The sequence below is a fragment of the Neochlamydia sp. EPS4 genome (assembly GCF_000813665.1).
Classification (GTDB): Bacteria; Chlamydiota; Chlamydiia; order Chlamydiales; family Parachlamydiaceae; genus Neochlamydia.
Map to the genome: position 1 here is coordinate 1 of NZ_JSDQ01000100.1, position 22,936 is coordinate 22,936.

The 22,936-nt window shown below is 37.0% G+C and carries 23 protein-coding genes and 1 pseudogene; 12 read left to right on the forward strand and 12 right to left on the reverse strand.

The window, feature by feature from the left end; genetic code table 11:
- Positions 1-268: 268 nt before the first annotated feature.
- Positions 269-439 (reverse strand): hypothetical protein, encoded by a 171-nt coding sequence (locus DB42_RS11365; protein ID WP_155117498.1) that lies wholly within the window; start codon positions 437-439, stop codon positions 269-271.
- Positions 440-936: 497 nt separating this feature from the next.
- Between DB42_RS11365 and DB42_RS09785 the strand changes: the two genes are divergently transcribed.
- Positions 937-2,196, forward strand: coding sequence for a PP2C family serine/threonine-protein phosphatase (locus DB42_RS09785; protein ID WP_052436118.1), 1,260 nt, complete (start codon positions 937-939; stop codon positions 2,194-2,196).
- An 844-nt stretch (positions 2,197-3,040) separates the two neighbouring features.
- Here the strand turns inward: DB42_RS09785 and DB42_RS10665 are convergent.
- The 3 genes from DB42_RS10665 to DB42_RS10670 all read right to left on the reverse strand — a co-directional run bounded on the left by DB42_RS10665 (position 3,041) and on the right by DB42_RS10670 (position 7,110).
- A complete protein-coding gene (locus tag DB42_RS10665) occupies positions 3,041-3,325 on the reverse strand; it encodes a hypothetical protein (protein ID WP_052436119.1) in 285 nt (94 codons plus the stop codon).
- Between the two features lie 9 nt (positions 3,326-3,334).
- Positions 3,335-4,507 (reverse strand): cryptochrome/photolyase family protein, encoded by a 1,173-nt coding sequence (locus DB42_RS09790; protein WP_052436120.1) that lies wholly within the window; start codon positions 4,505-4,507, stop codon positions 3,335-3,337.
- A gap of 734 nt (positions 4,508-5,241) precedes the next feature.
- Positions 5,242-7,110: a leucine-rich repeat domain-containing protein gene (locus DB42_RS10670; protein WP_080502836.1), complete on the reverse strand. Its 1,869-nt coding sequence runs from the start codon at positions 7,108-7,110 to the stop codon at positions 5,242-5,244.
- Between the two features lie 757 nt (positions 7,111-7,867).
- Between DB42_RS10670 and DB42_RS09800 the strand changes: the two genes are divergently transcribed.
- Together DB42_RS09800 and DB42_RS09805 are read left to right on the forward strand one after the other, a co-directional pair.
- Positions 7,868-8,266, forward strand: coding sequence for a hypothetical protein (locus tag DB42_RS09800; RefSeq protein ID WP_044882805.1), 399 nt, complete (start codon positions 7,868-7,870; stop codon positions 8,264-8,266).
- 242 nt (positions 8,267-8,508) lie between these two features.
- Positions 8,509-9,054 (forward strand): hypothetical protein, encoded by a 546-nt coding sequence (locus DB42_RS09805; RefSeq protein ID WP_044882806.1) that lies wholly within the window; start codon positions 8,509-8,511, stop codon positions 9,052-9,054.
- 624 nt (positions 9,055-9,678) lie between these two features.
- Here the strand turns inward: DB42_RS09805 and DB42_RS09810 are convergent.
- Together DB42_RS09810 and DB42_RS09815 are read right to left on the reverse strand one after the other, a co-directional pair.
- On the reverse strand, positions 9,679-11,526 hold the full coding sequence (locus DB42_RS09810) for a thioredoxin domain-containing protein (RefSeq protein ID WP_052436123.1): 1,848 nt from the start codon (positions 11,524-11,526) through the stop codon (positions 9,679-9,681).
- A gap of 101 nt (positions 11,527-11,627) precedes the next feature.
- Positions 11,628-12,071 carry a hypothetical protein gene (locus tag DB42_RS09815; protein ID WP_044882807.1) on the reverse strand — a complete coding sequence of 148 codons (444 nt, stop codon included), beginning with the start codon at positions 12,069-12,071 and terminating at the stop codon, positions 11,628-11,630.
- Positions 12,072-12,586: 515 nt separating this feature from the next.
- Here DB42_RS09815 and DB42_RS09820 point away from each other — a divergent pair.
- The 3 genes from DB42_RS09820 to DB42_RS10685 all read left to right on the forward strand — a co-directional run bounded on the left by DB42_RS09820 (position 12,587) and on the right by DB42_RS10685 (position 13,828).
- Positions 12,587-13,072, forward strand: a complete 486-nt coding sequence (locus DB42_RS09820; protein ID WP_044882808.1) for a DUF6314 family protein — start codon at positions 12,587-12,589, stop codon at positions 13,070-13,072.
- A gap of 249 nt (positions 13,073-13,321) precedes the next feature.
- On the forward strand, positions 13,322-13,519 hold the full coding sequence (locus tag DB42_RS10680) for a hypothetical protein (protein ID WP_052436124.1): 198 nt from the start codon (positions 13,322-13,324) through the stop codon (positions 13,517-13,519).
- A 33-nt stretch (positions 13,520-13,552) separates the two neighbouring features.
- Positions 13,553-13,828 carry a phosphatase PAP2 family protein gene (locus DB42_RS10685; protein ID WP_162180781.1) on the forward strand — a complete coding sequence of 92 codons (276 nt, stop codon included), beginning with the start codon at positions 13,553-13,555 and terminating at the stop codon, positions 13,826-13,828.
- 495 nt (positions 13,829-14,323) lie between these two features.
- On the opposite strand, the gene DB42_RS09830 is transcribed toward DB42_RS10685, so the two are convergent.
- Together DB42_RS09830 and DB42_RS09835 are read right to left on the reverse strand one after the other, a co-directional pair.
- A complete protein-coding gene (locus tag DB42_RS09830; RefSeq protein WP_039383478.1) occupies positions 14,324-14,527 on the reverse strand; it encodes a DUF378 domain-containing protein in 204 nt (67 codons plus the stop codon).
- A gap of 732 nt (positions 14,528-15,259) precedes the next feature.
- Positions 15,260-15,850 carry a GNAT family N-acetyltransferase gene (locus tag DB42_RS09835; protein WP_044882809.1) on the reverse strand — a complete coding sequence of 197 codons (591 nt, stop codon included), beginning with the start codon at positions 15,848-15,850 and terminating at the stop codon, positions 15,260-15,262.
- A 756-nt stretch (positions 15,851-16,606) separates the two neighbouring features.
- On the opposite strand from DB42_RS09835, the gene DB42_RS09845 reads away from it, so the two are divergent.
- On the forward strand, positions 16,607-17,101 hold the full coding sequence (locus DB42_RS09845) for a hypothetical protein (RefSeq protein WP_155117500.1): 495 nt from the start codon (positions 16,607-16,609) through the stop codon (positions 17,099-17,101).
- A 736-nt stretch (positions 17,102-17,837) separates the two neighbouring features.
- Here DB42_RS09845 and DB42_RS09850 read toward each other — a convergent pair.
- Entirely contained in the window at positions 17,838-18,131 is a 294-nt protein-coding gene (locus DB42_RS09850) for a hypothetical protein (protein WP_044882811.1), read from the reverse strand.
- 98 nt (positions 18,132-18,229) lie between these two features.
- Here DB42_RS09850 and DB42_RS09855 point away from each other — a divergent pair, with 98 nt between their 5' ends.
- Positions 18,230-18,457 carry a hypothetical protein gene (locus DB42_RS09855; protein WP_044882812.1) on the forward strand — a complete coding sequence of 76 codons (228 nt, stop codon included), beginning with the start codon at positions 18,230-18,232 and terminating at the stop codon, positions 18,455-18,457.
- Between the two features lie 63 nt (positions 18,458-18,520).
- Positions 18,521-18,727: pseudogene (locus tag DB42_RS09860) on the forward strand (type II toxin-antitoxin system YafQ family toxin); the annotation flags it as partial.
- Positions 18,728-18,838: 111 nt separating this feature from the next.
- Here DB42_RS09860 and DB42_RS11940 read toward each other — a convergent pair.
- Entirely contained in the window at positions 18,839-18,913 is a 75-nt protein-coding gene (locus tag DB42_RS11940) for an HGGxSTG domain-containing protein (protein WP_368665354.1), read from the reverse strand.
- A 480-nt stretch (positions 18,914-19,393) separates the two neighbouring features.
- Between DB42_RS11940 and DB42_RS11370 the strand changes: the two genes are divergently transcribed.
- From DB42_RS11370 to DB42_RS11640, 3 genes are all read left to right on the forward strand, one after another.
- Complete coding sequence (locus DB42_RS11370; protein ID WP_155117501.1) at positions 19,394-19,513, forward strand: hypothetical protein; 120 nt, start codon at positions 19,394-19,396, stop codon at positions 19,511-19,513.
- 132 nt (positions 19,514-19,645) lie between these two features.
- Positions 19,646-19,792: a type II toxin-antitoxin system YafQ family toxin gene (locus tag DB42_RS11635; RefSeq protein ID WP_238579025.1), complete on the forward strand. Its 147-nt coding sequence runs from the start codon at positions 19,646-19,648 to the stop codon at positions 19,790-19,792.
- Positions 19,793-19,803: 11 nt separating this feature from the next.
- Positions 19,804-19,911 carry a type II toxin-antitoxin system YafQ family toxin gene (locus DB42_RS11640; protein WP_238579026.1) on the forward strand — a complete coding sequence of 36 codons (108 nt, stop codon included), beginning with the start codon at positions 19,804-19,806 and terminating at the stop codon, positions 19,909-19,911.
- 51 nt (positions 19,912-19,962) lie between these two features.
- Here DB42_RS11640 and DB42_RS09870 read toward each other — a convergent pair whose 3' ends face one another.
- Together DB42_RS09870 and DB42_RS09875 are read right to left on the reverse strand one after the other, a co-directional pair.
- Positions 19,963-20,427 (reverse strand): hypothetical protein, encoded by a 465-nt coding sequence (locus DB42_RS09870; RefSeq protein ID WP_155117502.1) that lies wholly within the window; start codon positions 20,425-20,427, stop codon positions 19,963-19,965.
- A 322-nt stretch (positions 20,428-20,749) separates the two neighbouring features.
- Complete coding sequence (locus DB42_RS09875; RefSeq protein WP_155117503.1) at positions 20,750-22,846, reverse strand: 2OG-Fe(II) oxygenase; 2,097 nt, start codon at positions 22,844-22,846, stop codon at positions 20,750-20,752.
- Positions 22,847-22,936 lie beyond the last annotated feature (90 nt).

Genomic DNA, 22,936 nt, shown 5'->3' on the forward strand with positions numbered 1-22,936 from the left:
AAAAAATTAAAAAAAAAGAAGTAGAGTCCAACCCCCTTCTTTTTTTAATCTTTACACTAAAAAAATAATTAAAATAAAAGTTAGAGAGATTTATTTCCTAAGATTCAATCAACGCTAAAGCGTAAATGAGTGAGTAGCTCATCTGATAAGGCGCAATCTATCCTAGGGCTTATCACATCAGCTAGTACCCATGCTTTGGAGACCTTCCAACTATTGTGATCTTAATTTACAGACAACGATTTAGCATATAGCCCTGCTCACTGGTAAGCTACTTTCCTAGAGGAAGAATTCCTTTCAAAGCTTCTTTAAAGCAAGACATTGCCGTGGCAGCAAGCGATCTTCCATAATAGCTGCAGAGCCTCTTCCAAAGCTGCCTAGCTTCCTCGTCTCTTCCAAAATCTTTAATGACTTTTAATGGATTGCTCATCTCTTTAGTCACCGAGTGTCCGTCTCTTGGCTTTAAGTCTTTCTCCTCTTCTTGGAGGCATTAAAGGATTTAGGCCTCGCCTTTAAGATGATCGGTAAAAAGCTTATCTATAAGCACAGGCTTTATAAGCAGCTTTTACGCTCATCGAGATGGTAATAAATCTCTTTTTCTTATCGCTCCCCAAGTAACATGCAGTGAAGCCTCCTCCTAGCTATTGATAAAGGAGAAGCAAATTTTACTTTTCTATTTCCCTGTGTTTGAACCTAGCATCTCCTTTACAATATGATTAATCACTTTATTTAATACTTACCTCGCTAATCAGAAAATGAGAAACATGAATGCTAAGTATTTTTATTACTAGGCACAAAGATAAAAACAAGCTAAAGTAAATAACTGTTAAATATTAGAAGAATTTAAAGCAGAAAAAACTTGTATAAGCTTTCGATAAATTTAACCAAGTTTAGCGACAAAAGAAGTACTAGAAAATTATTTTAAAGTAGGATTTGTTTATGATGAAAGAAACCGATGGACAAGCTAGGCCTGGAAGCTTTTTTTTCGAAATGGTAATGAATCTTTCTGACCCTATAATTTCCACCTCTGAAAATGATTCTAAAGAATCCATATTACAAGCTCAATCATTTCAAAAAGAAAAAAAGGTGATGAAACGAGCACTGGAAGTTAAGGAAACAGAGCTAAGCAAACAAATTTTAAAGAGAAAAAAATATGCAATTTGGAAGCCCCGTAATTTAAAGATAGATCATGCTATGCAGAAAATGCTAAAAAACTCTCAAAAAGCTATGGAAGAGCATATAGAAGAGGATATTCTGGCTTATGCCACTTATCAAAGTTGTCTCCCTATCCTAGATGATAATCTGCCTAAAGCTCCTGCTTTAAGCTTGGAATATGTATCAGCCGAAGCTCAAGGTAAAAGACCACGTATGGAAGATGTCCACCTTTTTCAAGAGAATTCCCAAGGCGCTTTAATGGGGGTTTTTGATGGGCATGGGGGCAGACAAGTTGCCAAGCAGGCGAAAGAAGAATTTGAAAAAAATTTCTTCGAAACATTAGCTTTGAATAAAGGAAATGTACATCAAACTTTCGAACAATTAATTGATGAGATTCACCAAAATATTGTCCAGCACACTTACTATGATATGATAGGCACTACACTAGCTATAAGCTTTATAGATAAAAATACCCATCTTATTTATACAGCTACCTTAGGTGATACTGAAGCTAATATCTATAGAAACAAAGAGTCCATCGCTCTATCTTGTGTGCGAAATTGGAGGCACGCAAAAGAAGCAGCAAGAGCAGCTATAGCTCTGGAAAATCCGACGCTAGCAGAAGCATGGCCTCTTGCAAAAAATCCTAAGATGTTAAGGTATCCTAATTCGCGTATTGGTATTAATGTAAGTCGTGCTATCGGTGATAAATATGCTATTGGAAAGCCTGATAAACCAGCAGTTATTCACAAGCCCAAAATTACTGTCAACCGATTAAAAAAAGGAGACATTCTTATCATCGCTTGTGATGGATTAAAAGATTATGTTTTAGAAAATGAGATAATAGCATATGTTAACTCAGAGTCTCAAGAAAAAGAAGAAGAGCCTTTGGTTGACTTAGAAAACACAGAAGAAGAAGAAATAGAGGAGGCAGAGACCACCTTGGATAATTCCCCAAAAAATTTAGCTCAACAATTGGTTGATTATGCGCTGGAGAAAAATTCTACAGATAATATCACCGTGGTAGTAGTGAAAGTCCATTAAGTCAAAAATAGATACAGTATGTCCAAGGATGTTAAAGGATTAATAATTGAATAAATCAAGCATTTACAAAAAATTTTAGGAGAGGGTCATACACGTTGGACTTATCTCGGTTCTTTCCAGCCTATTTTTGCTGTGTGGCTAGGTTGATGAGGAGGAGCTTTTATCGCCCCAATATTGGCCATCTTACGAATGATTCGCCTAAAATAATACCCGCCAGTTTTTTTATCTATGTCGCATGTATATCTCTCTTGGTTATTATACTTTCATTACACCAATAAACTAGCTATTTAAATACCTTCTTAACAGAAATGCTATTTGGGTTTGCTACCTATGCCGTCTACGATCACTAATCAAGCCACCTTAAAAGATTGGCTTTTAATAGTAACTCTGGTTAGATGCGGCTTGGTGATCTTTTCTAATAGGAACCGCAAGCAGGCTTACATTATATTTTGCCAGCCGATTCAGCTAAGAAAGGCTTACATAGCTTGGCTACTTTAGAGCTAGGCATTTGTTCTTGGAAGCTTATATTAATTTTAAAGATAAATTTTATTTCTAGGGATTAATAATAATTTAAGAAAAGCAAAGTTTGCATACTCAACCCTCTAAGAGCTGTCTCTCTACTTAAGGAAAGGAATGTTATAAAATATAGGATTACATAAGGAGCAGCTTAAAAGCCTATAAGATAGTTTAGGAAAATCATAGAGACTTTGAGAGCAGGCTGTCAAAGCAAAAGCTGCATCAGCTCTTAAGGTCGTAGCTAAATTAAATTTCTTTATCTCCCCTATTGCTTCCTTAGTCAGGATTATAAATTATTTATCTTGATTCCGGCTCTTCAATATAGAAGTTAACGCTGTTGCATCAGCCATTTTTCTGCTAAGGCTATTTTTGGATGAATAGTATTAGCATTTTTTTGTAGCAATTTAAGAAGCATCTTTGTTCTAGGATTTTTTTCAAAGAGAGCTTGATGCTTTGCAAGAAAGCGCCAAAAAAGGCCATCCCATTTATCTACCCACTCTTCTTTATTGTAAGCACTCATTTTAAGCAGATAGTTTGCTCCTGATATGTAAGGTTTTGTGCTCATCAACCCTTTATCAGCATATTGGCTCATTCCGTAAACATTAGGTACCATCACCCAGTCCTAAGCATCAACAAAATAACCCATAAACCATTCATAAACAGCGTTTGGATCAGTTTCTACTAAAAGGAGAAAATTTCCTAAAATCATGAGGCGTTCGATATGATGGCAATAACCTGTCTGCAATAAGCGCTTAATCACATTATCAATAGGTAAAATTCCTGTAGTTCCATCCCAAAATCCTTTAGGTAAAGGAGCAGTATGCCTAAAAAAATTAGAACACCTTTCCTTTCTTCCTTTTAAGAGATAGCAAGCTCTAATAAACTCGCGCCACCCTATAATCTGCCGCAGAAAGCCTTCCAAGGAATTTAAAGGAATATTAAGGTTTGTATGAGCAGAAAGAGCTTTTTCAACTACTTCTTGAGGAGTTATTAATCCAATATTTAATAAAGGTGACAGACCACTATGAAAAATCACTGCCTCTGTGGCATGTATGGCGTCTTCATAGGTACCAAATAGCTGAAGTCTATGCGCAATAAAATCAGAAAGAACTTCTTTAGCCTCGCTGAAAGTGACTGCATAGGAAAAGGGTGTAGACTTACCATAAGCGTTAGGGAATTCTTTTTCTACATACTCAACTGCTTCTTTAACCCAGCGATTTTGTTTAGGCACACTAAGTGGAGGAATAACAATTCCTTTAGGTAAACGTTCTCTGTTTTCTTTGTCAAAACTATATTTACCCCCTACAGGAGAGTCTCCTTCCATCAAAATATTAAGTTTCTTGCGTTGATAAATGTAAAAAGGAACCATTGAATAATGGGTTTTTCCTTTAAAAAAAAGCTGAAGCTCTTTTTCGGTACATAAAAACATTGGAGACTCATAAAAGCAGAGGTTCCAATGATTTTTTCTAGCAGCTTCAGTAAGATCTTGAGAAAGCCAATCATCCGTTAAATTCGCTAAGTGAACTTGGTCATATTCTTTCTGGGCTAAAATTTCAAAAAGGTCTCCCCGCTTATTTAAAGAGGTGGAGTCAATATAGAAAACAGAATATCCTTGCTTTTCTAACCAATCGGCATAGGCTTTCATAGCTGCTCGCAAAAGCACAAGTTTCTGCTTGTGAAATTTCTGGACCTTAAAAAAAAGAAATTCTTCAGCTAAGCAAACAGGGCGCGTTTTATCTAAGGCAGGATGTTTTTCAAAAAGCTGATGGGGAAAAATTAGGGTAATCTCTTTCATTTTTTAATGAATCCTCTCTCTAACTTTCCTCTAACCATCTCAAATAGATCCCTTTTTAAACAAGAATTATATAAAAAAGGTTGCTTAAAAATTCTTATGCTAAACAAAAGCTAATGATTATTTATAAAAGCCTATACCACTTGCTTTAATTCAGTCATCTTCTATTTTTGGACTTTTAGCTGGAATAGTTGGAGCAGAAGCGACTACAATAAATAGCAGCAGCAAATAAATTATTAGCATCGAAGGTGAGTTAAATGTTTGGCTTTTATGGATGGCTAGGATCAATAGAGTGAATGAATAAGCTTAAGAAATAATTTAAAGTAAATAAGAAAAAAAATTATGTAAAGAAATTTTTAACTTAATTCGCATGTGAACCTCTATGCTAGCCATCCTTAAAAAGGTAACCATGTAAATTTTTTATTCAAAAATTTTCGACTTGTTAATCAAATTGTTTTCTCGACTATCAAAAAATAGATAAAAACTTAAATAAACAAGGACCTTTACATGTTTAGAAAAGATTTACTTCTCAGCCTAATTTTTGCTAGAAGAGGCTAAAGAAAACAAAGATCTTTTTTTGAATTAAAGAGAGTCAAATGTTGGTTTGTTAAATGCTGCCTTGAAACCCAAGTTACTTAAGTTGCAAAAAAATGCTTTAGGACCCCTTACCTTTTAATCTATTAATTCAACGTTAAACGATTTTACTTTTATAAACATTTTCCATAGAGGTTTGTCTCCTACACATCAACAAAACAGAAAAGATTAGCAAGCTGTAGGATTGATTTAGGAACAGTAGTTAGCTTGTTGCCACTGGCATACAGAACTCTCAGCTGATGAAGTTGCCCGAGGGCTTTAGGCAGAGAAGTTAGCCGATTGTTGTGTAAGTAAAGTTTATAAAGCTCAGAAAGCTGCCCGATGGTTGCTGGGATAGTCGCCAGCTGATTGTTGTCTAAATAAAGTTTTCGCAGGCCATAAAGCTTTCCAAGAGTTATAGGCAGAGAGGTTAGTCGATTTTGACTCAAGTAAAGTAGCCGCAGCTCACCAAGCTGCCCAAACTCAGAAGGGAGAGCAGTTAGCTGGTTATTACCTAATACAAGCTCCAACAGCCGAGAAAGCTGGCCAATTTCCGCAGGAAGCGCGGTGAGCTGGTTATCGCTTAACCAAAGCCTTGTTAGCTGAGAGAGCTGCCCCATTTCAGCGGGAAGAGAGGCAAGCTGGTTACAGCTTAAATCAAGGTGTTCTAGCTGAGAAAGCCGCCCAATTTCAGCAGGAAGTGCGGTTAGCTGATTCTTTCGTAAATCAAGCTTTTCCAGCTTAGTAAGCTGCCCAATTTCAGCAGGAAGTACGGTTAGCCGGTTGTCACTTAAGTCAAGTGATGGCAGCTGAGAAAGCTGCCCTATTTTTGCAGGAAGAAAAGCAAGATGGTTGAGGCTTAAGTCAAGCTGTTTCAGCTTAGTAAGCTGCCCAATTTCAGCAGGAAGAGAGGCAAGCTTGTTCCAGCCTAAATCAAGCTTTTCCAGTTGAGAAAGCTGCCCAATTTCTGCTGGAAGAAAGGCAAGCAGGTTGCCCCCTAAGTCAAGCTGTTCCAGCTTAGAAAGCTGCCCAATTTCAGCAGGAAGAGAGGCAAGTAGGTTGCTCCCTAAGTCAAGTTGTTTCAGCTTGGAGAGTTTCCCAATTTCGGCAGGAAGTACAGTTAGCCATCTGTATTTCATAGAAAGCCTTTCCAGCTGAGAAAGTTGCCCGATCTCAGGCGGCAAAATTGTAGCCTCAAAATATGAATCTAATCGCGGCCGAATTAAAGTTAAACATTTTAATTTTATAGTTAAATCAAGGTCGGTAATTCTTTTATCATGCTCTTTAATCCATTGTGCTAGCCGCTCTCCTTTTATCTTTAAAGGTAAAGCTTTAATTTTTGCTTGGTTTAAGTACTCCTTTCCTCCCGGTAGGCGGCCCCAAATCCATAGGCGGCTAATATTTAGTAGATAGGAGGAATAATTAGAAAGAGTAAAATCTTTGCTATTCTTGGATGTCCCTTCTTGTGGAGAATAAGAAGTCGCTAAATTAAAAAGCGTTTTAAAGATACAAGACACTTTTTCTTCAACAGAAAGATTGGATTCAATCCGATAAATTTGATCCAAGCTACGAACCTGTTCTGCCACATCTCCATCCCTATCAGGAAAATGAAGATGAGCTATCGCGCCGTAAAGAGAGGGAATAGAAAGAGGAGAAAGAGCGTGAATTTTGTCTCCAAGCTCAAACATTTTCTTTAAAGTCGGATTTTCTTGAATTTGAAGTTCTTTCAGAAGGTTGATTAAGCGCTCAATATAAACCTCTCTAGAAGATTCTAACGGACGGAGCTCAGCTGTTGCGGCAATTTGCCTCACGGTGTGGTTAGGTGCATGCCTTTCAATAGGCTTTCCATCTACAGGACAAAGTTTATCGCCTGCTAAACGTTGGATCACCGTATCTTCATTAAAGGTGTGACCACAAGGAAACAAAGCAACAGCATGAGTCATCAATTTTCCTGATATCGCGTCTTTTACATTATTCGAGTCTATTACGCAGAGGTTTAGGTTGGTGCTAGAAGTAGAAGTTGGCGACATCATATAAGCTCCTTAAAGTTTCATAGCAATTTATTCTATCATTGTTAGAAGAGAGCTGGTTTTTCAAAAATTTATCTTAACTCTCTGCCAGAGAACTTACTCTTTTTCCTCTTTATTTAACGATCTTTATTTTAAAAGCTGAAAGAAGTCTTTCATATTTTATAAAAACTTTAGCGGATTTTCTTCTCTTCTTAGCAATATTTTTCTTAATCTTGGTAATCAACTTCTTAGGTATTCCCATAAAGTTTTTATCTCACCGCCTGTAAATATGAAAAGCAAACACTATTCTTTCTATTTCTCCAAGAAAAGGGGGTTATTATCTTTTGGGCAGGGTCTTTTCTTGCAAAGCAAAAAGAAGGGATAAAATTTTTTAAAGACCTAGCACTTTGCATAAATAAGAATAGCAGGTTTACCCTGCCTCTGTTTGCCTTAAAGAGCTCGCATAGAATCAAAAGTTCTAGTTAAATGAGAAAAAAGTTAGCTTTTGCTAGGTTAGACGCTATAGAAATAGTCCCCTTCAGCTTATTAAAAAACATTTTGCTATGGCAAATTTCTCTTAAGCGTTACCGTTGCCCCTTAATTAATACCTAAAAATTTATCTAACAACCTGGAAGCTAAAATCGCGGTTAATATCTCCGCACACTTCCTCTTACGCTGTTAAGTTCACAGTTTAATTATTAGAAAATTTTTCTTTATATAAAATTAACATCCTTATATTAACATTTATCGTTTATTAATGTTTGCTAAACAAGAGTAGAAAATGGATTACCTTCAAACTTTAAATAAAATAGAAAAACAATTTAATATTTTAGGGAGCCTTCCTGTCATAGGTATATATAGTGGAATTGTACGTTTTATAGCAGGTAACGTGCAGGCAACGGCAGGAGCGATTCTTGCAGGAGCAGGTTATATAGGAATGGTTTTTGATGAAAAGAATAAAAGAAAGTGGAAGCATATGACCAACTGCGGGATCCACCAGTTTTTCCATGGTATCTTAAATATCATTCGCGGGTATGGCGAGACGGTGCTAGCGGGGACAGCTTATGGTAGCTTCGCACTTCTTATCTATCAATTGACCTCCTCTGAGCAATTTAATCCCCGCTTTAAATATGAGCGCTACCCTAATTATTTTAAAAGCCCCCTCTCCCTGTTTAATTGAAAGTATAAGAAGAAACTTAAAGCTGGGATCCTGATTCACTTTCACCTACAGAGGTAAAAGAGAAGAAGCAGTTATCTAAAAAAAATTAAGGATTGTAACAGTAATTTAAATTTTATTATATTTATTATACATAACTTTTTAAAAAACTAAAAAAACAAAGAAATTTATAATAACGATTGGAATTTAATCAAATTCTTTTTACCCTTAGAAAGATAAAAGCTATAAAGGCAAGGAAAAATAGCATGGGATTACAAGCGCTGGCAAGAAACTATTTTAAAGGCTTTCATGAAATTTGGAATTGTCCAAAAAATTGTGCGCAATTAAATGCTTTAAATCTACTAAAAATGTTTTCCTATTTTATTTTAGCAATCCCTGTAGGTTATGCAGCTGTTTATGCTGCCGCCTCTCTTTATGGACGTATCAGTAAAAATCCAAGCTTATCCAAGCAAGATCAGCAGCCCAGCAATCGGACAGCAAAAACTTTTTTTTCAGTACATCTTCCTAAACCTATCCCGCCATCTTCCCTATTGAAAAATTGTCGTGTAAATATTCAACCCTTTATCAATGAAGCTAAAATTTTTGCTCAGCAGCGTCGAAATGCCTATGGAGATCCGGACAAATTATTGAAGTACATCCATAACAAATTAGAAACAAAAGAATTTCAAAATAATCCTAGATTGTTTATGAATAAGTGGAAAAGAGAAAGGGGCCTTACTGATGAATTACGCGTGCCAGAGGATCAAGCAATGGCTTTTTTTGAAAAAAAAGTTATGCCTCACATACGCTAAACCTCTATGAACCTATCTTGCTAATTGATTTATCCAAAAAGCTATTAAGCTAAAAGTAGAAAGTGTTTACCCATATTTTACTTTTCTTTCTTATCTAGCTAATGCCTTTTAAAGAAACTCTGCCCATATAAACAAAAAAGGAAATCAACCTTTTTTCATGCTGATCCTTTCCATACAAACAAACTTTTTATTAAGTATATGATTACACAAAGAGCTGCTCAAAAGCGTATAAGATTCGACAGAATTTCCTTTGCAGCCAAGGTATGGCTCGTTCAACTGGCCATCTTATTTGCCTAAATTGGAGCTAACCTTCTTTAGCCATTCTCTCAAGCTTTTCTCGTCTGTAGGTTCAAGGAAAAACTTTTCGTATTAGCAACCTATTTAAAAGTCTTGCCCACACAGCATTATAGCTTACAGGCTAAGAAGTTTTAACTTAGCTTCCTTTTCAATGCAGCTCCTTCCTTTAATAAGCAACGTAGCTTACTAGGATCCGAAGTGGGAGGAAAACAGCGTTGTTGATAACAGACAAAGGCAGTGCCTGGGTCGCCTTCCTTATCTTTGTTTATAGGTAACTCTTGAGGGCTTTTATCAACCAAAGCCACAACTTTGTGAGGAAGGTATTCACTATAAATTACAGCAAGCAAGTCGCGAATTTTTTTTATCTTGTGCATCTCCAAGCAGGACAATTTGCTGCATTGAAGAAAGATAGCAATCAACCGCACATAGCATGGTACCATACCATTTAGGGGCTTGCTGCATTGCCGTTGCATGCAAAGAAAGAATCTGCTCAGCCATCTGATTATATTCCCCATGTTCATAATAACTACCTAATCGAAGAAGAGCTAGGGCTGCATGAGCATTGCCAGCAGGAGTAGCATCATCATTAAAGACTTTTTTACGAACTAAAAGCGAGCCATGTTCTGGGGAGGATGCAAAAAAAGCTTTATCTTTAGGGTCCCAGAAAAGCACTTTCATTTTTTCCATCATGTTTTGAGCTCTTTCCAGCCAATTTATATTAAAATCACATTCATAAAGATCTAGAAGGGCTAAAATATAGTTAGCATAATCTTCCAAAAAGCCTGGCGTAGATCCTAAAGATCTTCGCCATAAATGATACAGTCGACCTTCCTGAATCATATTATTTTCAATAAATTGTGCTGCTTGTTGAGCGGCCTCCAAGTATAAGGATTCTCCTGTGATTTGGTAGGCTTTAGCTAGGCTAGAAATCAACAAAGCATTCCAGTCAACCAGAATCTTATCATCTAAGCCAGGTCTGATACGTTTATTGCGCTTTTCCAAAAGTATTTGACGATCTAAAGCCAATTTTTCTTGCTCTTGCAATGAAAGAGCTCCTAAAGGCGTAAGAAGATGTAAAACATTTCTTCCTTCAAAATTTCCTTCCTTTGTTATCCCGTACATATGGCAAAAGAGTTGAGGATCTTGTAAGCTCTCCTCTATTTCAGCAAGAGACCAGAGATAAAATTTTCCTTCCTCCCCTTCTGAATCTGCATCCTCAGCGGAATAGAAGCCCCCTAAAGGATCGCGCATCTCTCTTAATAAATATTGCAAAGTATGCAAAGCAACATCAAGAAAGCTTTTTTGCCTAGTAAGCTGATAGGATTCTAAATACAAGCGGCTTAGAAGAGCGTTATCGTAAAGCATCTTCTCAAAGTGAGGAATTAACCATTTCTCATCGACAGAATAGCGATGAAAGCCCCCTCCTAGCTGATCGTAAATGCCCCCTCGTGCCATTTGCTCAAGAGTATGGGTTATCATTTTTAAATTTTCTGGCTGCTCGTGGTGATGATATTGATGCAGGAGGGCAAAAAGCACTCCAGTCTGAGGAAACTTAGGAGCTTTTCCAAAACCACCCCAGTCAGAATCGTAATCCTTTTGACAGTCTTCTATAAGCCCTTCGAGAAGTTTCTCTGAAAGAGAACCATGAAATTGTTGATGTTGGCTCTCTTCTTCCCATAAATATTGAAAAACTTTTTCCGAGGAAGCAGCAAGTTTAGTGCGATTGTGTTTCCATTGCTGGATGATTTCCTGTAGCAAGGAGCGAAAGCCTGGCATCCCATAGCGGGAAGTAGGAGGAAAGTAGGTGCCTGCTAAAAAGGGTTTTAAATCAGGCGTCATGAAAATAGACATGGGCCACCCCCCATGTCCTGTCATTGCTTGCACACAAGACATATAAAGACGATCTAGATCCGGCCGCTCTTCCCGATCTACTTTAATGTTGATAAAATGCTTATTTAATAGTTCTGCAATCTCTTTATCTTCAAATGATTCTTTTTCCATTACATGACACCAATGGCAGGCCGAATAGCCAATAGATAAGAAGATCGGCTTGCCTTCATGGTAGGCTTTTTCTAAAGCCTCTTTGCCCCAGGGATACCAATCGACAGGGTTGTATTGATGCTGAAGAAGATAGGGGCTTAAAGAAGAAGCGAGATGATTGAGCGTTTTGGACATTTTCACCTCCTAGTAGATAGTTGAAACTCCTTATGAATAACTTTAAATCTACGTACAAAAAAAGAGAACCTTAAAATTTGGAAGAAAGTCTGTAGGCACAGCTATTTCTCCAGGCTTAAATGCTCGATAAGCCATTGACTAAAAGCTTTTGCTTCTTGATTTTTCCCCATCCATCTTGCACGATTAAACATGGTGAGTGCCATTATTAAGGTATGATGCTGTCCAGCGCGATCCCCACTTTTTTTGAACTTATTATAATTGCGAGTAAGCACTCTAAGGCTTTTTTGAACAGATAGGGAATCTTTGAAGCCTAGCCGATTGGCAAAGTTCTTTGAATAAGCATTCATGAAGAACTGGCTAGAAGTATATAAGTCAAAATATCCTTTAATTAATCCTTCTTTTTGTAACAAAGAACCTATATAGGTCGGCCTAGCTCCTGTTAAATGGGCAATCTCATCAACCTCAGTAACCCCCTTTAGAAATAGAGCAATAATTTGCTCTTTCTTTGATTGAGGAGTGGATGGGGAATCGGAAGAAATTTGCATTTTTACCTCTCATATTGCTTTAAACAATCAAAAAGTAGCTAATAGCTTAGCTAAAAGGTTAAAAGATGTGAGCTTATATAATCTAGTTATTTATAAGCTTGAGAATCTCTCTATCTACCTGTAACAAAAGAAAATACCTTTAGAGGCTGCTTTGAAAAAGCTCCTATAAGCTAAATGAATAAAATATCTAAGAGAAGAGCCCTGCTGTCTCTTAGCAAGAGAAAATAAAAGATTGTTAGGATGTGGCCGCACAGTTTATCTTGCATCCACCCAAATTTAAGGCTTTAACAGAAAGCTTAAGCTTTTTAGTTTATCCATTTCTTAAAGGATCCTAAGGGTTAACAAAAAATTCCTACAAGAGGATTGCTTGCTAAGGAAACGGTATATATGCCACACTTAAGCTTTCCTAAGATTTTGAAATATTTATCCTTGCTTTTTTAGATAAACTAGTTGACGCTTTTATCACAAACCTGTTTGTGGACAGGAAAAGCAAAAGGAGTAAAAAGATCTTTCTAATGGCATTTATATCTCAAGAGCAAAACCATCAGATACTTTTGGCATTTTGGAAAAGCTTAAAGAACATTACAAAGCTCACATTTATTTCTCGAACATACTCGAAGGATGTAAAAGGATGGAATGGCCAAGGACGAGGAGAAGTGAAAGTAACAAAGCAAAGTCATACCCTACTAATCTTTGATGAAAAGGGAACGTGGCATAATCAGCAAGGAATGCAATTTAATTTTTACAATATATTTCGATGGGGATTAGACCTTAAAGCTTGCAAAATCTCTTTAGAACATTTGCGACAAGGAGCAAACCGGCCAATCTTCCTCCTTCATTTAGTTCCTTCTAATCCACACCTTTTATCTTCTTTAAATTCCTACTTTTGTAAACAAGATATTTATTCTGGTAAGGTCTATTTTGAACCCTTTAGCTTCCAGTTAACCTGGAGAATAAAGGGGCCGCACAAAAATGAGCAAATCGCTTATTCCTATTTCTAATCGCTTATTTAAATAAGAAGCAAGTAATAAGCTTTTTTCTAACATGCGTTTTTCTTAGATTAAAAACCCTCAAAGAAAAAGGGCCTTTGCTAAAACAGAGAGAAAAATGACTTATCTTTCCTAGCAGCGGTAATCATCTAGATAAAAAAGATTTTTTGCCTTTTCTTTATGAAATTTCTTACACGCTACCTTAGCCACGCTGGAAGTTAAAAAAATTTTCTAGCCATCTTTAGCTTAAAGAATTCTTAGTTGGATGTTTATTCAAATGTAGGCTACTTTAAGTCAACAAATGGAGTTCAACCCACTATAATTAGTTCTTACCTTCCAACTATTACTCCCTGTCAACGTTCATGGATTGCAGCTTATACCGATATCGGCCAGGTAGCCCTTCCTGTCATTTCAGGCGACTATGCTCTCTTCAAAAAAGATTACAAAGGTTTTGGATGACTTGCTCTTTCCACCCTCATTACTCAGATTTGTTTGGAAATTTTAAAAAGAATCGTTCCTGAAAAACGGCCGACGGGAGGCAGTCGCTCTTTTCCCTCGGGCAACACAGCTGCAGCTTTTTTAGGCCCTGCCTTTTTGGTCATAAGATATGGCCATTCGATCCTCTCTCCAGCTGTTGCGTTTTCTTATCTTGCCGCTATAGGAGTAGCAATCGGCCGCGTGCTCATAAAAGTTCATTGGCCTCACGATGTGTTAGCAGGAGCTGCTTTAGCTAACACTATCAGCTATCTAACAATTCCCAGGCTTTAAAATCTTTCTTCAACGATTGATCAAATAATGCCAAAAGCTAGCTTTTTAATTATACGGCCTAAATAATCTCTGTTTAGGTAGATTAAAAGTGCATTAATCCTTATTGCCAGCTCTTCCTTTATAAACATACCCTTTATTAAGTATATGTTTGCATGAAGAGCTGCTCAAAGGCCTATCATTTTAAATTTATTTGTAGACAGGCAAAAGAACCTTCTATTTACCGTAATAATGTTAATTTCTCTTTTATCTTTTAACTAAAAATTTTAGAGTGTTGGCTTTGCATTTTAACAAAAGCTAGGCAAACTTATTACTTTTTGCTTAAGAAAAATTCTTTATATTCACCTTGCCTCAGCGACCCTAACGTATCCCTACATGACTTGCAGGGATACGTTAATTGAAGCTGTAAAAATTCTTGCTACTCTATTAAATTTTATAATAGAGGGTTAGAAACCCCTAGTCAATTTAATATATTTTTTTTACTGTTCTTTAAGAACTCTATTTACAACATTGCTTTAGTGTTTTCCATTGAAAAAGCTGATAGACAGCAGCTCCTCCCACAAGAGCATAAATTAATCTTGCTATTGCAGGGAATTGACCAAAGATAAACTCAACCAAATTAAAGTCGAATAACCCTACTAAACCCCAATTAAGACCTCCAACTGCTAGTAAAATTGCTGTAACAATGTCTAATGTTTTCATATTCTCTCCTTAGGTTAAGGTTTAAGCTCGTAAATCAACTTATATATTTGCTATTATAAATTCACCATTTTTTTATAAGAGCGAACATATTTTTTTGCTTGATCTCCCGTGATCTTAAGGTACTTTTTGCTTTTCTCTTCGCTTAGTTTAAAGCTTAAGAATAAAATTGAGTCTTAAATAACCCTCAAAAATTGCTCTCTATTTACAAAAGACTATAGGTTGGCAAGGAAATAGACAAATCAGCTTTAACCACTAGTTTTAAGATAGCTGGCTAAACCTAGAAGTATTCTCTACCAAACATATGTTATGAGATTTTAAATAAAGAGAAGCGCTAGCACCTTCCTCAAATTCTTTTGAGTACCGCTTAAGAAAAAAGTGTTCTTCGGAAAGAACTTTTCTATAGCCATATTCTTCGTTTGAAGAAGCTAGAGGCAACCTTTAAGCAAAACCAAACAAGCATTTTTATATAAAAGGAAACAATCAATAAGCTTAGTCAGAAGATGATGAATAGCCCACATTTCTTGCAAACAATCCTTAGGAGCAGGCAAATATACAAAATAAGAAAAGCTCAGTTGTACAAATAAATAGCCTCCTACATTTTAGACATTCTCATAGCCGCAGCAAAGAAAATCATAGAAAAATTGTACACTTGTTTCGACAGGAGTTAGCGCAGAAAAAAATGAGATAAATTGAAAAAAAGTGCTGTTAATCTCTAAATCCTCCCTTCTTTAACTATTTATCTTTCTTACCTATTATCATTTTTTGCCATTCGCTTGCCTTTAATCGATATAAGACATGTCTTCTTAGCCAGTGGCCTTCTGAAATCCTGGGATGATTGAAGTCTTCAGCTGGATGATAATGCATTCCAATTTTTCTCATCACGGCCATAGAACGACGATTTTGAGCAGCAGTAAATGAAACAATCTCTGCAAGCTTTAATATTTCAAAAGCATATTTAAGGCATGCCTCTGCGCCTTCTGTAGCGTATCCCCTGCCCCAAGACTCATAAGCTAATCTCCATCCTACTTCTGTACATGGAGCAAAATGAAGAGGAAAAGTAGGTTTATCCACTGTATTCAGACCTATAAACCCAATAAACTTCTGGGTATCTAGGCGAGAAACAGCCCAGCATCCCCAACCTTCTGTCTCAATCTTAGCTTGCATACGCTTTGCCATTTGATCGCTTTCTTCCTTGTTTAGCCTATAAGGAAAATATTCCATCACACGCTCATCGGCATTGAGTTGAGCAAAAGGCTCTAAATCATTTTCTATCCAAGAACGTAGGATAAGGCGTTTTGTTTGAATTACTATTTTGTTTGCCATATATTTTTCTTAATCGCTTTTAGATTATTTTTTGAAATCCCTCTCTCTATCTAGCCCTTTAGATAGGACATGTTTCCTCATTTTTCCTTAAGGTTGAAAGAAAGATATATACCTTTGAACCATTTTTTAGTATAGAGGGATCATCTATGATTTTCTTCTATTTATAGATTTATATTGCTATATTTTGAAAAATTCTATTTGATTTCCAATTAAGCTAATTAATTATTTATGCTTTTAAAGAGGACAATAAAATGCCCAATAATGTTGGATTTTTTCCAGCCATTGAATATGGGTAGAAAGCCTTGAAAGCCAGCAAAGCAATCAACGACAAGAGAAATCCTTAGAACAGCTTAGGAGGGACAAATGATAAACCGCTTTAATCATCAATACGCATAGGATAGCGTCATTAGAGTAAGTTCTTGGGCGAGCCCCTTCTTCCCTGTACTTTTATTTTCCCTCCATCCTTTAATGGCTTCATTCGAAAACCATAAAGTTATGCTTCCTCTTTGCACTAAAGCTTTATTATACTCGGAGCAGTTACCTATGCAGTAGTTAAATTTTTTGTCCATAACCTGCCTATATTTTTGTTGTTGCAAACTAATTCTATAGCTCCTTAAATGTTAAAGAACAATCTTATCGCATACGCTTTTTATCATTTACGCAACTCTGCCTTGCAAAGAACTAAAAAACTTAAGTTTTTAATAAATGATAATATTAATATTGATAAAAAATGTAATAGCATGATAACTTTTTATTTTGATTATTAATTTTGTAGAAGAGGTAATTATGTACTTTACAAGCGTACCCGCTTTTGGATTTGAAACTTTTGCATGCAATGCTGAAAGTTGTTATAAAGAAATCGCTCAAAAAGCTAGCCAGAAAACATTAAATTTACAAATGGCAAAGCTGAATGCCCAGATATCAGACCTACAAGAAACACCTTACTTTGATGATCCTGAACACCAAAAGATAAGGGATGAATCCATTACCAATGCAGCTAAAGGCGCATGGAAAACCGCCAATATTGTAAAAGCATTAGGATATATTCCTTTAATCGGAACTCTAATTGGAGTAGGGCGTATTTCAAAGGCCATGAAAGCTACAAAAGATGAGTTGCCCAATAAATATAATCACATAGTTCGCGGATGTGTAGAGTTATTGAGTTTAGGATTTTTATTATTAATTCCTGATCTTATTTTAACTGGCTATAGAGCTTATAATGTAAGAAATAGGAATCTCATTACATCCTGAATCTACTCCCTCTTCAGCCTATCTATCAAAAGAAGAAATGCTAATTTGATTGATTTTATCATGAATAGAAAATGCTTTATGTTACAATCTTCTTATTATTTTTTACTCACACGAGTAGGATTTTATATCGAAATGGCGAAAAGATTATTGTAACTATTTGGTAGGCAAAATTCTATTCATGAACCTATCTGTTCTACTATCCTAAATGAATGCGCAACTGATGGGTATTACAGCACATGGTTAGCGCCCTAGCGGTCTTTTTAAGAGCATTGTAACTGGCGTTTGGATTCTCTATGCAGCAAACATATAGCTTGTTTCTTGACATCAAGTTTTAAAGAAGCCTTTTATGGGTAGTAGTCGTAAGTTGCTATTCTTCCTGTCCGCAGATTGACTAAAAGATTTCCTAAATTTTGACATAATACCATGAGCGGTAGAGATGACAAAAGTATTACAACTTATTCTAAGGGAGTTAAAAAATAGGGCAACCTGGACTTGAACCAGGGACCAACGGGTGATGAGGTCGGGAGTCCGCCTTACTAACCAAATACCACCCAACCGTTATGCACAAGATGCATAAGGCATTTACGAGGAAAATGCTGCTAAAATGTAAGGTTTTTAAATATAGCAGTAAGCAAACTGCTGCACCGTTTGCTTATTGCTATATTTTGCACACTACAAGAGGAGTGAAGTTAAAAACCAAGCTAGCCTAAGAAAAGCTAAGCTAGCTAGTGTTAGCTTATGCTAAAGAGCATAATTGGAAAGCAAATCCATGTCCTGCATACCCTGTGGTTAACCTTGTATAGGGGTTTTCAAAAGCTTCACGGTATTTTTTCTGTTGAGCTTCACGCGATTCTTTCTCCTTATCATAAGCCTCTTTACGTTTTTCATACTCGGCTAAAAACTTTTCTGCATCTTTAGGATCAACTAAGTTTTTTATAGTTTTAATAGGCCCCCATTGAGGTCTCGTTGGAACAAAATCTTTATATTCAGTATCAATAAAATAAATGTCATCTTCCCCAAAAAATTTCAATTTCCTCTCCATCATTTAAAGAAAAGCACAAATGTGCTAAACTACAGGAAAGGAGGGATGGTATGACTGCACAGTAACATCATTACGAACATGCAAGAATGGCCATAGATATGCCCTATGAGGAGCATAAGAGACTTAAAGCTATGGCAGCTTTTATGGGAGTCACTCTTAAAAATCTTGTTCTTAATTGTCTTAGAGATCATTTACTCATTGATAATGAACTAAACGATAAGACATTAAAAGACTTTAAAGAAACGGATGAAGGAAAAGAGTTAGTGCGTTGCAAGGACTTCAATGACTTTATTGATAAGCGTGGTCTCAAATAAATGCTCAAAATTTCTTATCGCAACCAATTCAAAAAAGAATTGCACTAACAAGAAAAACGAGGAAAAGACATGAAAAAATTCCTCGAAGTAGCTGAGAAGCTCGCTCACGAAAAACCTCTCGGCCCAAAATACAGAAACCGCAGACTCGTTGGAAATTTTAAAGGGCGGTGGGAATGTCATATTGAGCCTGGCTGGTTGCTTGTTTATCTCAAAACTGATCAAGAAATCATTTTTGAAAGAACCGGAACGCATTCTGATGTCTTTAAATAGCTATTAAAGGTCGTCAATGAAACTTTCTCTTTGAAGAATATATTCACGAAAAGCTTTTCTTCCTTCTAAGATGGCCTTAGAACGCATTCCATACTTCCATGAAGCCTTTCTCTAAATAGCTGATCCTTCTGTTATCTTAGCCCCAGTTGACTTTCCACCATGTAGCCGGCATCGACCATTTGCCATAACCGGCTTGTCTACGCGGTTAATGGTTATTCGTTCTAGCTTTTGCGCCGCATGTTTTCCCGAACATAGGGTGCCTTGCTTTATTATTTCAAGCTTAATATTGCTCAAAAGCGCGCGTGAGCACTGGTAAAAAAGGGGGCAACCTGGATTTGAACCAGGGACCGACGGTTATGAGGACAGGAGAACACCGACATACCCAATATCATTCAGCCGCTATGCATAATGTGGTAAAGGATTTAAGGCCAAAAAGCTATTGAATTCTGAGGGATTTTGCTGGGAAAATCTGCATTTCAGTGAACCGCTAGTGAACCTCCCAATCAATTCCTTATGCTATGTAGGACAACAAGGGTATGGCCCCCCTAGAGGGGCACGCCTGATCGCTCGTTAAGCCATTAAAAATTTTTCGCAACTTTTCATGTTTTTATTTCCTTATTTCTTTATTTCTGGTGTATTAAAAGTAAAGAACGAAGGAGAAGAATTATGCCTGCAAAAGGCCATATGTCCAGAATGACTATAGACGTTCCGGAAGAAGATCATAAAAGGCTTAAAGCTCTTGCCGCAGTTTTAAGTAAAAGTATGCGGGAGATCATTATTGGATGAATACACGAACATCTTTATAGTACCAACACTCCAAATGCTGAAACCCTTGAGGCTATAAAACAAATTGAGAGGAGCGAAAATCTAGTTGAAAGCGACAATATCGACGATCTCTTCAAAAAACTCGGTATCTAGATGCTTAAACCTATTCACCTACGCCTGTTTGAAAAAGAAGTAGTCAAAGCGAAGAAACGAGGCAAGGATATAGAAAAGCTCAAAGAAGTGATGAAGCTTTTAACTCTTGATGGACCGCTGCCACCAAAAATCGCAATCATAAGCTAAAGGGTGATTATGTGGGTTACTGGGAATGCCACATTGAGCCTGATTGGCTACTGGTCTATAAAAAGACAGAAACGGAAATTATCTTTGCAAGGGCAGGTTCTCATTCGGATCTTTTTTGAAGGGAGAAACTAATTTTTCCACGATGATTATGATGAGTAAAGGCGTTGAAGTTATTCCAAATTATCAAAAGAATTATCAAAATAGCCAGCTTCCCGTAAGCAAATAACATCATATTTAAGATGGTGAGCAAAAACTCTCATAGGCATAGTTGCATGAACTTCTTGTAAAAGCGTTGATGTGTTAGCCTCTACATCAGAACTCAAGTCTTTAAAATGCTCACCGAGCATTTGCTTTACTTCCTTCTCGTGAATTACAACAGGACGAACTTTATAAGAAGTGATTATTTCATTTGCTTTTTGATTCCAAGTCGTATTTGGGCTGTTATTATCCATTGGGGAAGTAGTTAGATGTCTAAAGATATGTTGATATCCTTTTTGATCCCATTCCTGCTGTGCAGATAATTTTTCCTGAGAATCAGGTGAAAATAGAATTTTCAAGGCAAGTTTCTGGATTTTTTCATTGAGCGACATATTTTCAGGCTCTGCAATATATCTTTCTTGCATTAATTTTTGCATGCTGGCAGCGCGTAAATAGTCATAGTGATCGGAAAGCCCCCACAATTATATGAGCTAATGGTAAATTCGGTAGCAGACAGCAAGCCGCATCCAAAAAACACAACAAATAATTAAAGTATTAAATAATTTCATTTAATCCTCATTAAAAATGAGGAACAATTTATTATTTGTTTCACATAATTAATTAAATTTCAATGAGATTAAACGATTTACGAAGATAAAAAAGTTGGAGACCATTTTGGTTCACCCTGCCCGAATCCAAACGGACTTCAGTGTTTTTTTTGTTCCATGTAACGCCTTATTTCTTAGAAGAGTGTCATCTTCAAGGCAAAAGAGCTGCGACTTGTTTTTGCTGCTTATGAGCTGTTTGAAAAAGTTTCAACGCCTTAAGATAAGATGCCTCATTTTTAGAGAAATGTCCGCTAAATTTATTTTTGTCACTGATGATTTCCCCTACGACATCAAACTGTTTGTTGTCTATCATTTCTTGGATATGTAGCAAATTGCGCTTTAGAGTTTTTTCAATAGAAAAGGAGGCTCGCTCGGGATCCGAAAGAAACTTATTAAATTGCTGACAAAATTCACAAGAACATGTGCAGCTCCCTGCTCGTGCCCATGTTATAGGCTTTTGGGGTTCAACACCAAAATGCTCTGTGACTCTATTAAAATAAACCGCGCCAAGAGCTTGAAAAACAGCGCGTTGATAACCATAATCAGGAGATGTAGTTTCTAGTGCCCTTAAAAGAGCTGGTGCAAAGATTTCGACTACAAATTTGGGATCTTCACTGCTGTTGAGTTCAGCAACGGTTTCCACCAACCGTTCTTGATCATCCAGAAGGGCCAGCAATCGAAAGATCTCTGTTAAGGTCTCGCTTCTAAAATTTTTTAATTTTTGGCGACAACGAGATTGCCACTCTACGGCAAAATATCCTGCAACAATAGTACGTTGTTCAGGGTAGCCTTTCAATGCGATGAAAAGTTCATAAAGCCAAGAGAATAGGGATCCTCTTGATTTGGCTGCAATGGCGTCGATCTCTGGCTTAAGTGCTGTCAAAGAGAAAAGCTTAATCAATCGCGCAACACTCATAGCGTCGAGAGAAGAAAATGAATACTTTTGATAGCGCTGTAGATAATACTTAAGCAAATCGACATCAGCCAAGGTAATCAAGGAATCTAAAACATTGATTTTATAGAACTGCATGCTTGTACAGCGATCGAGAATGTGGCGTGCTAACTTCAACACTTTTTCTAGATTAGATCCTTCCTGCCATACTGTAGACTTAAGAAGAGTTTCCAAGTAATGGGCTCCATATTCTAAATCGCTATAACCTACAACTTCAAGGTCGGAACTTTCTGGCCAAATGATCACAGCACCGCGATGGTACCAGAGTTCTTTAGTTGCTCCTGAATTGCCGGTAGCTTCAGAGATTGAAACCTTGCGGCCTGGACCTCCGATCAAAGGCTTATCGGCTAACAAGGCATCTTCACTAAGAAGAATTTTTGCGATTTTTATTTTGTTGCCATCATTTCCCAAAAAGTTATGAGCATATATCTCAGTAGTGTTGATTCCATACTCAGTGTAGTTACTTTCACTATATTCACTATCATCATCATCGCGGTATCTGTTGCGCTTGTATCCATCGCCATAGTAATCTCCGTAGCTTTCTTCATAATAGCTCACGAGGCATAGAAAGGCTTTACACTGATGTTTAGCAGCAGCTTTGAGCAAAATCGAGGTTTTGGCATAATCACTGCTTTTTAAGTTGCTTAGACAAAGGTTTTTTTCTGTGTAAGAATGGTCTAGCAAATAAGTTAAGAAAGGAAACTTATGCTGTTCTTGGCTCCATTTTTGGATATAGCTGTCAACCTGTTCAATGATCTCGTCATTTTTTGCCAGCTGAGGCTGTGTGCTTCGGCCTGCAAGAGCTAAATTGTAGACCAAGCAGAGGCGGTAGCCTGAAAGCACTGGTTTAACCTCATGAAAACAATCGGCATAAAAGACAGCATATTCTGGAGAAAACTTACCATTACCAGCGAAGCTGTAGGAAAAGCTCTCACCAGCATGGCTAATAATTAATTCACCGCCTTCATGTGGGGATGGCAAGCTGATGACAAGTGTAGCAAACATATTGTCTATCTTTTCAGTGTCTCTATGAGGTAAAAAGAAACAGCCTTTGCCATAAAGCAGCAACTTATACAGCTCGCACTCAACGGTGACATCCCCCAAACCTAGCTGTTTGGCTATATTTATACACATCTTTTTGAGAGCTTCCTGCCAATCGGGATTCCGGAATTGCAAGGCAGAAGGCGATAACTGCCACACATTGCGGACATTAGTATCGATAAGAGTTTCTTCTTTAAATCCGTAAGGGGCTTGTTCACATTCGGCCATGATCTGTTCAGCTTGCTCTGGACGCAAAGGCAAGGAAATCTCCCCAACATTGTCAATATAGAGACCCGGCAGCAAAGATTGCAGGGTGCCGTGCGCAGTAAAAGTTCCTGGAGATTA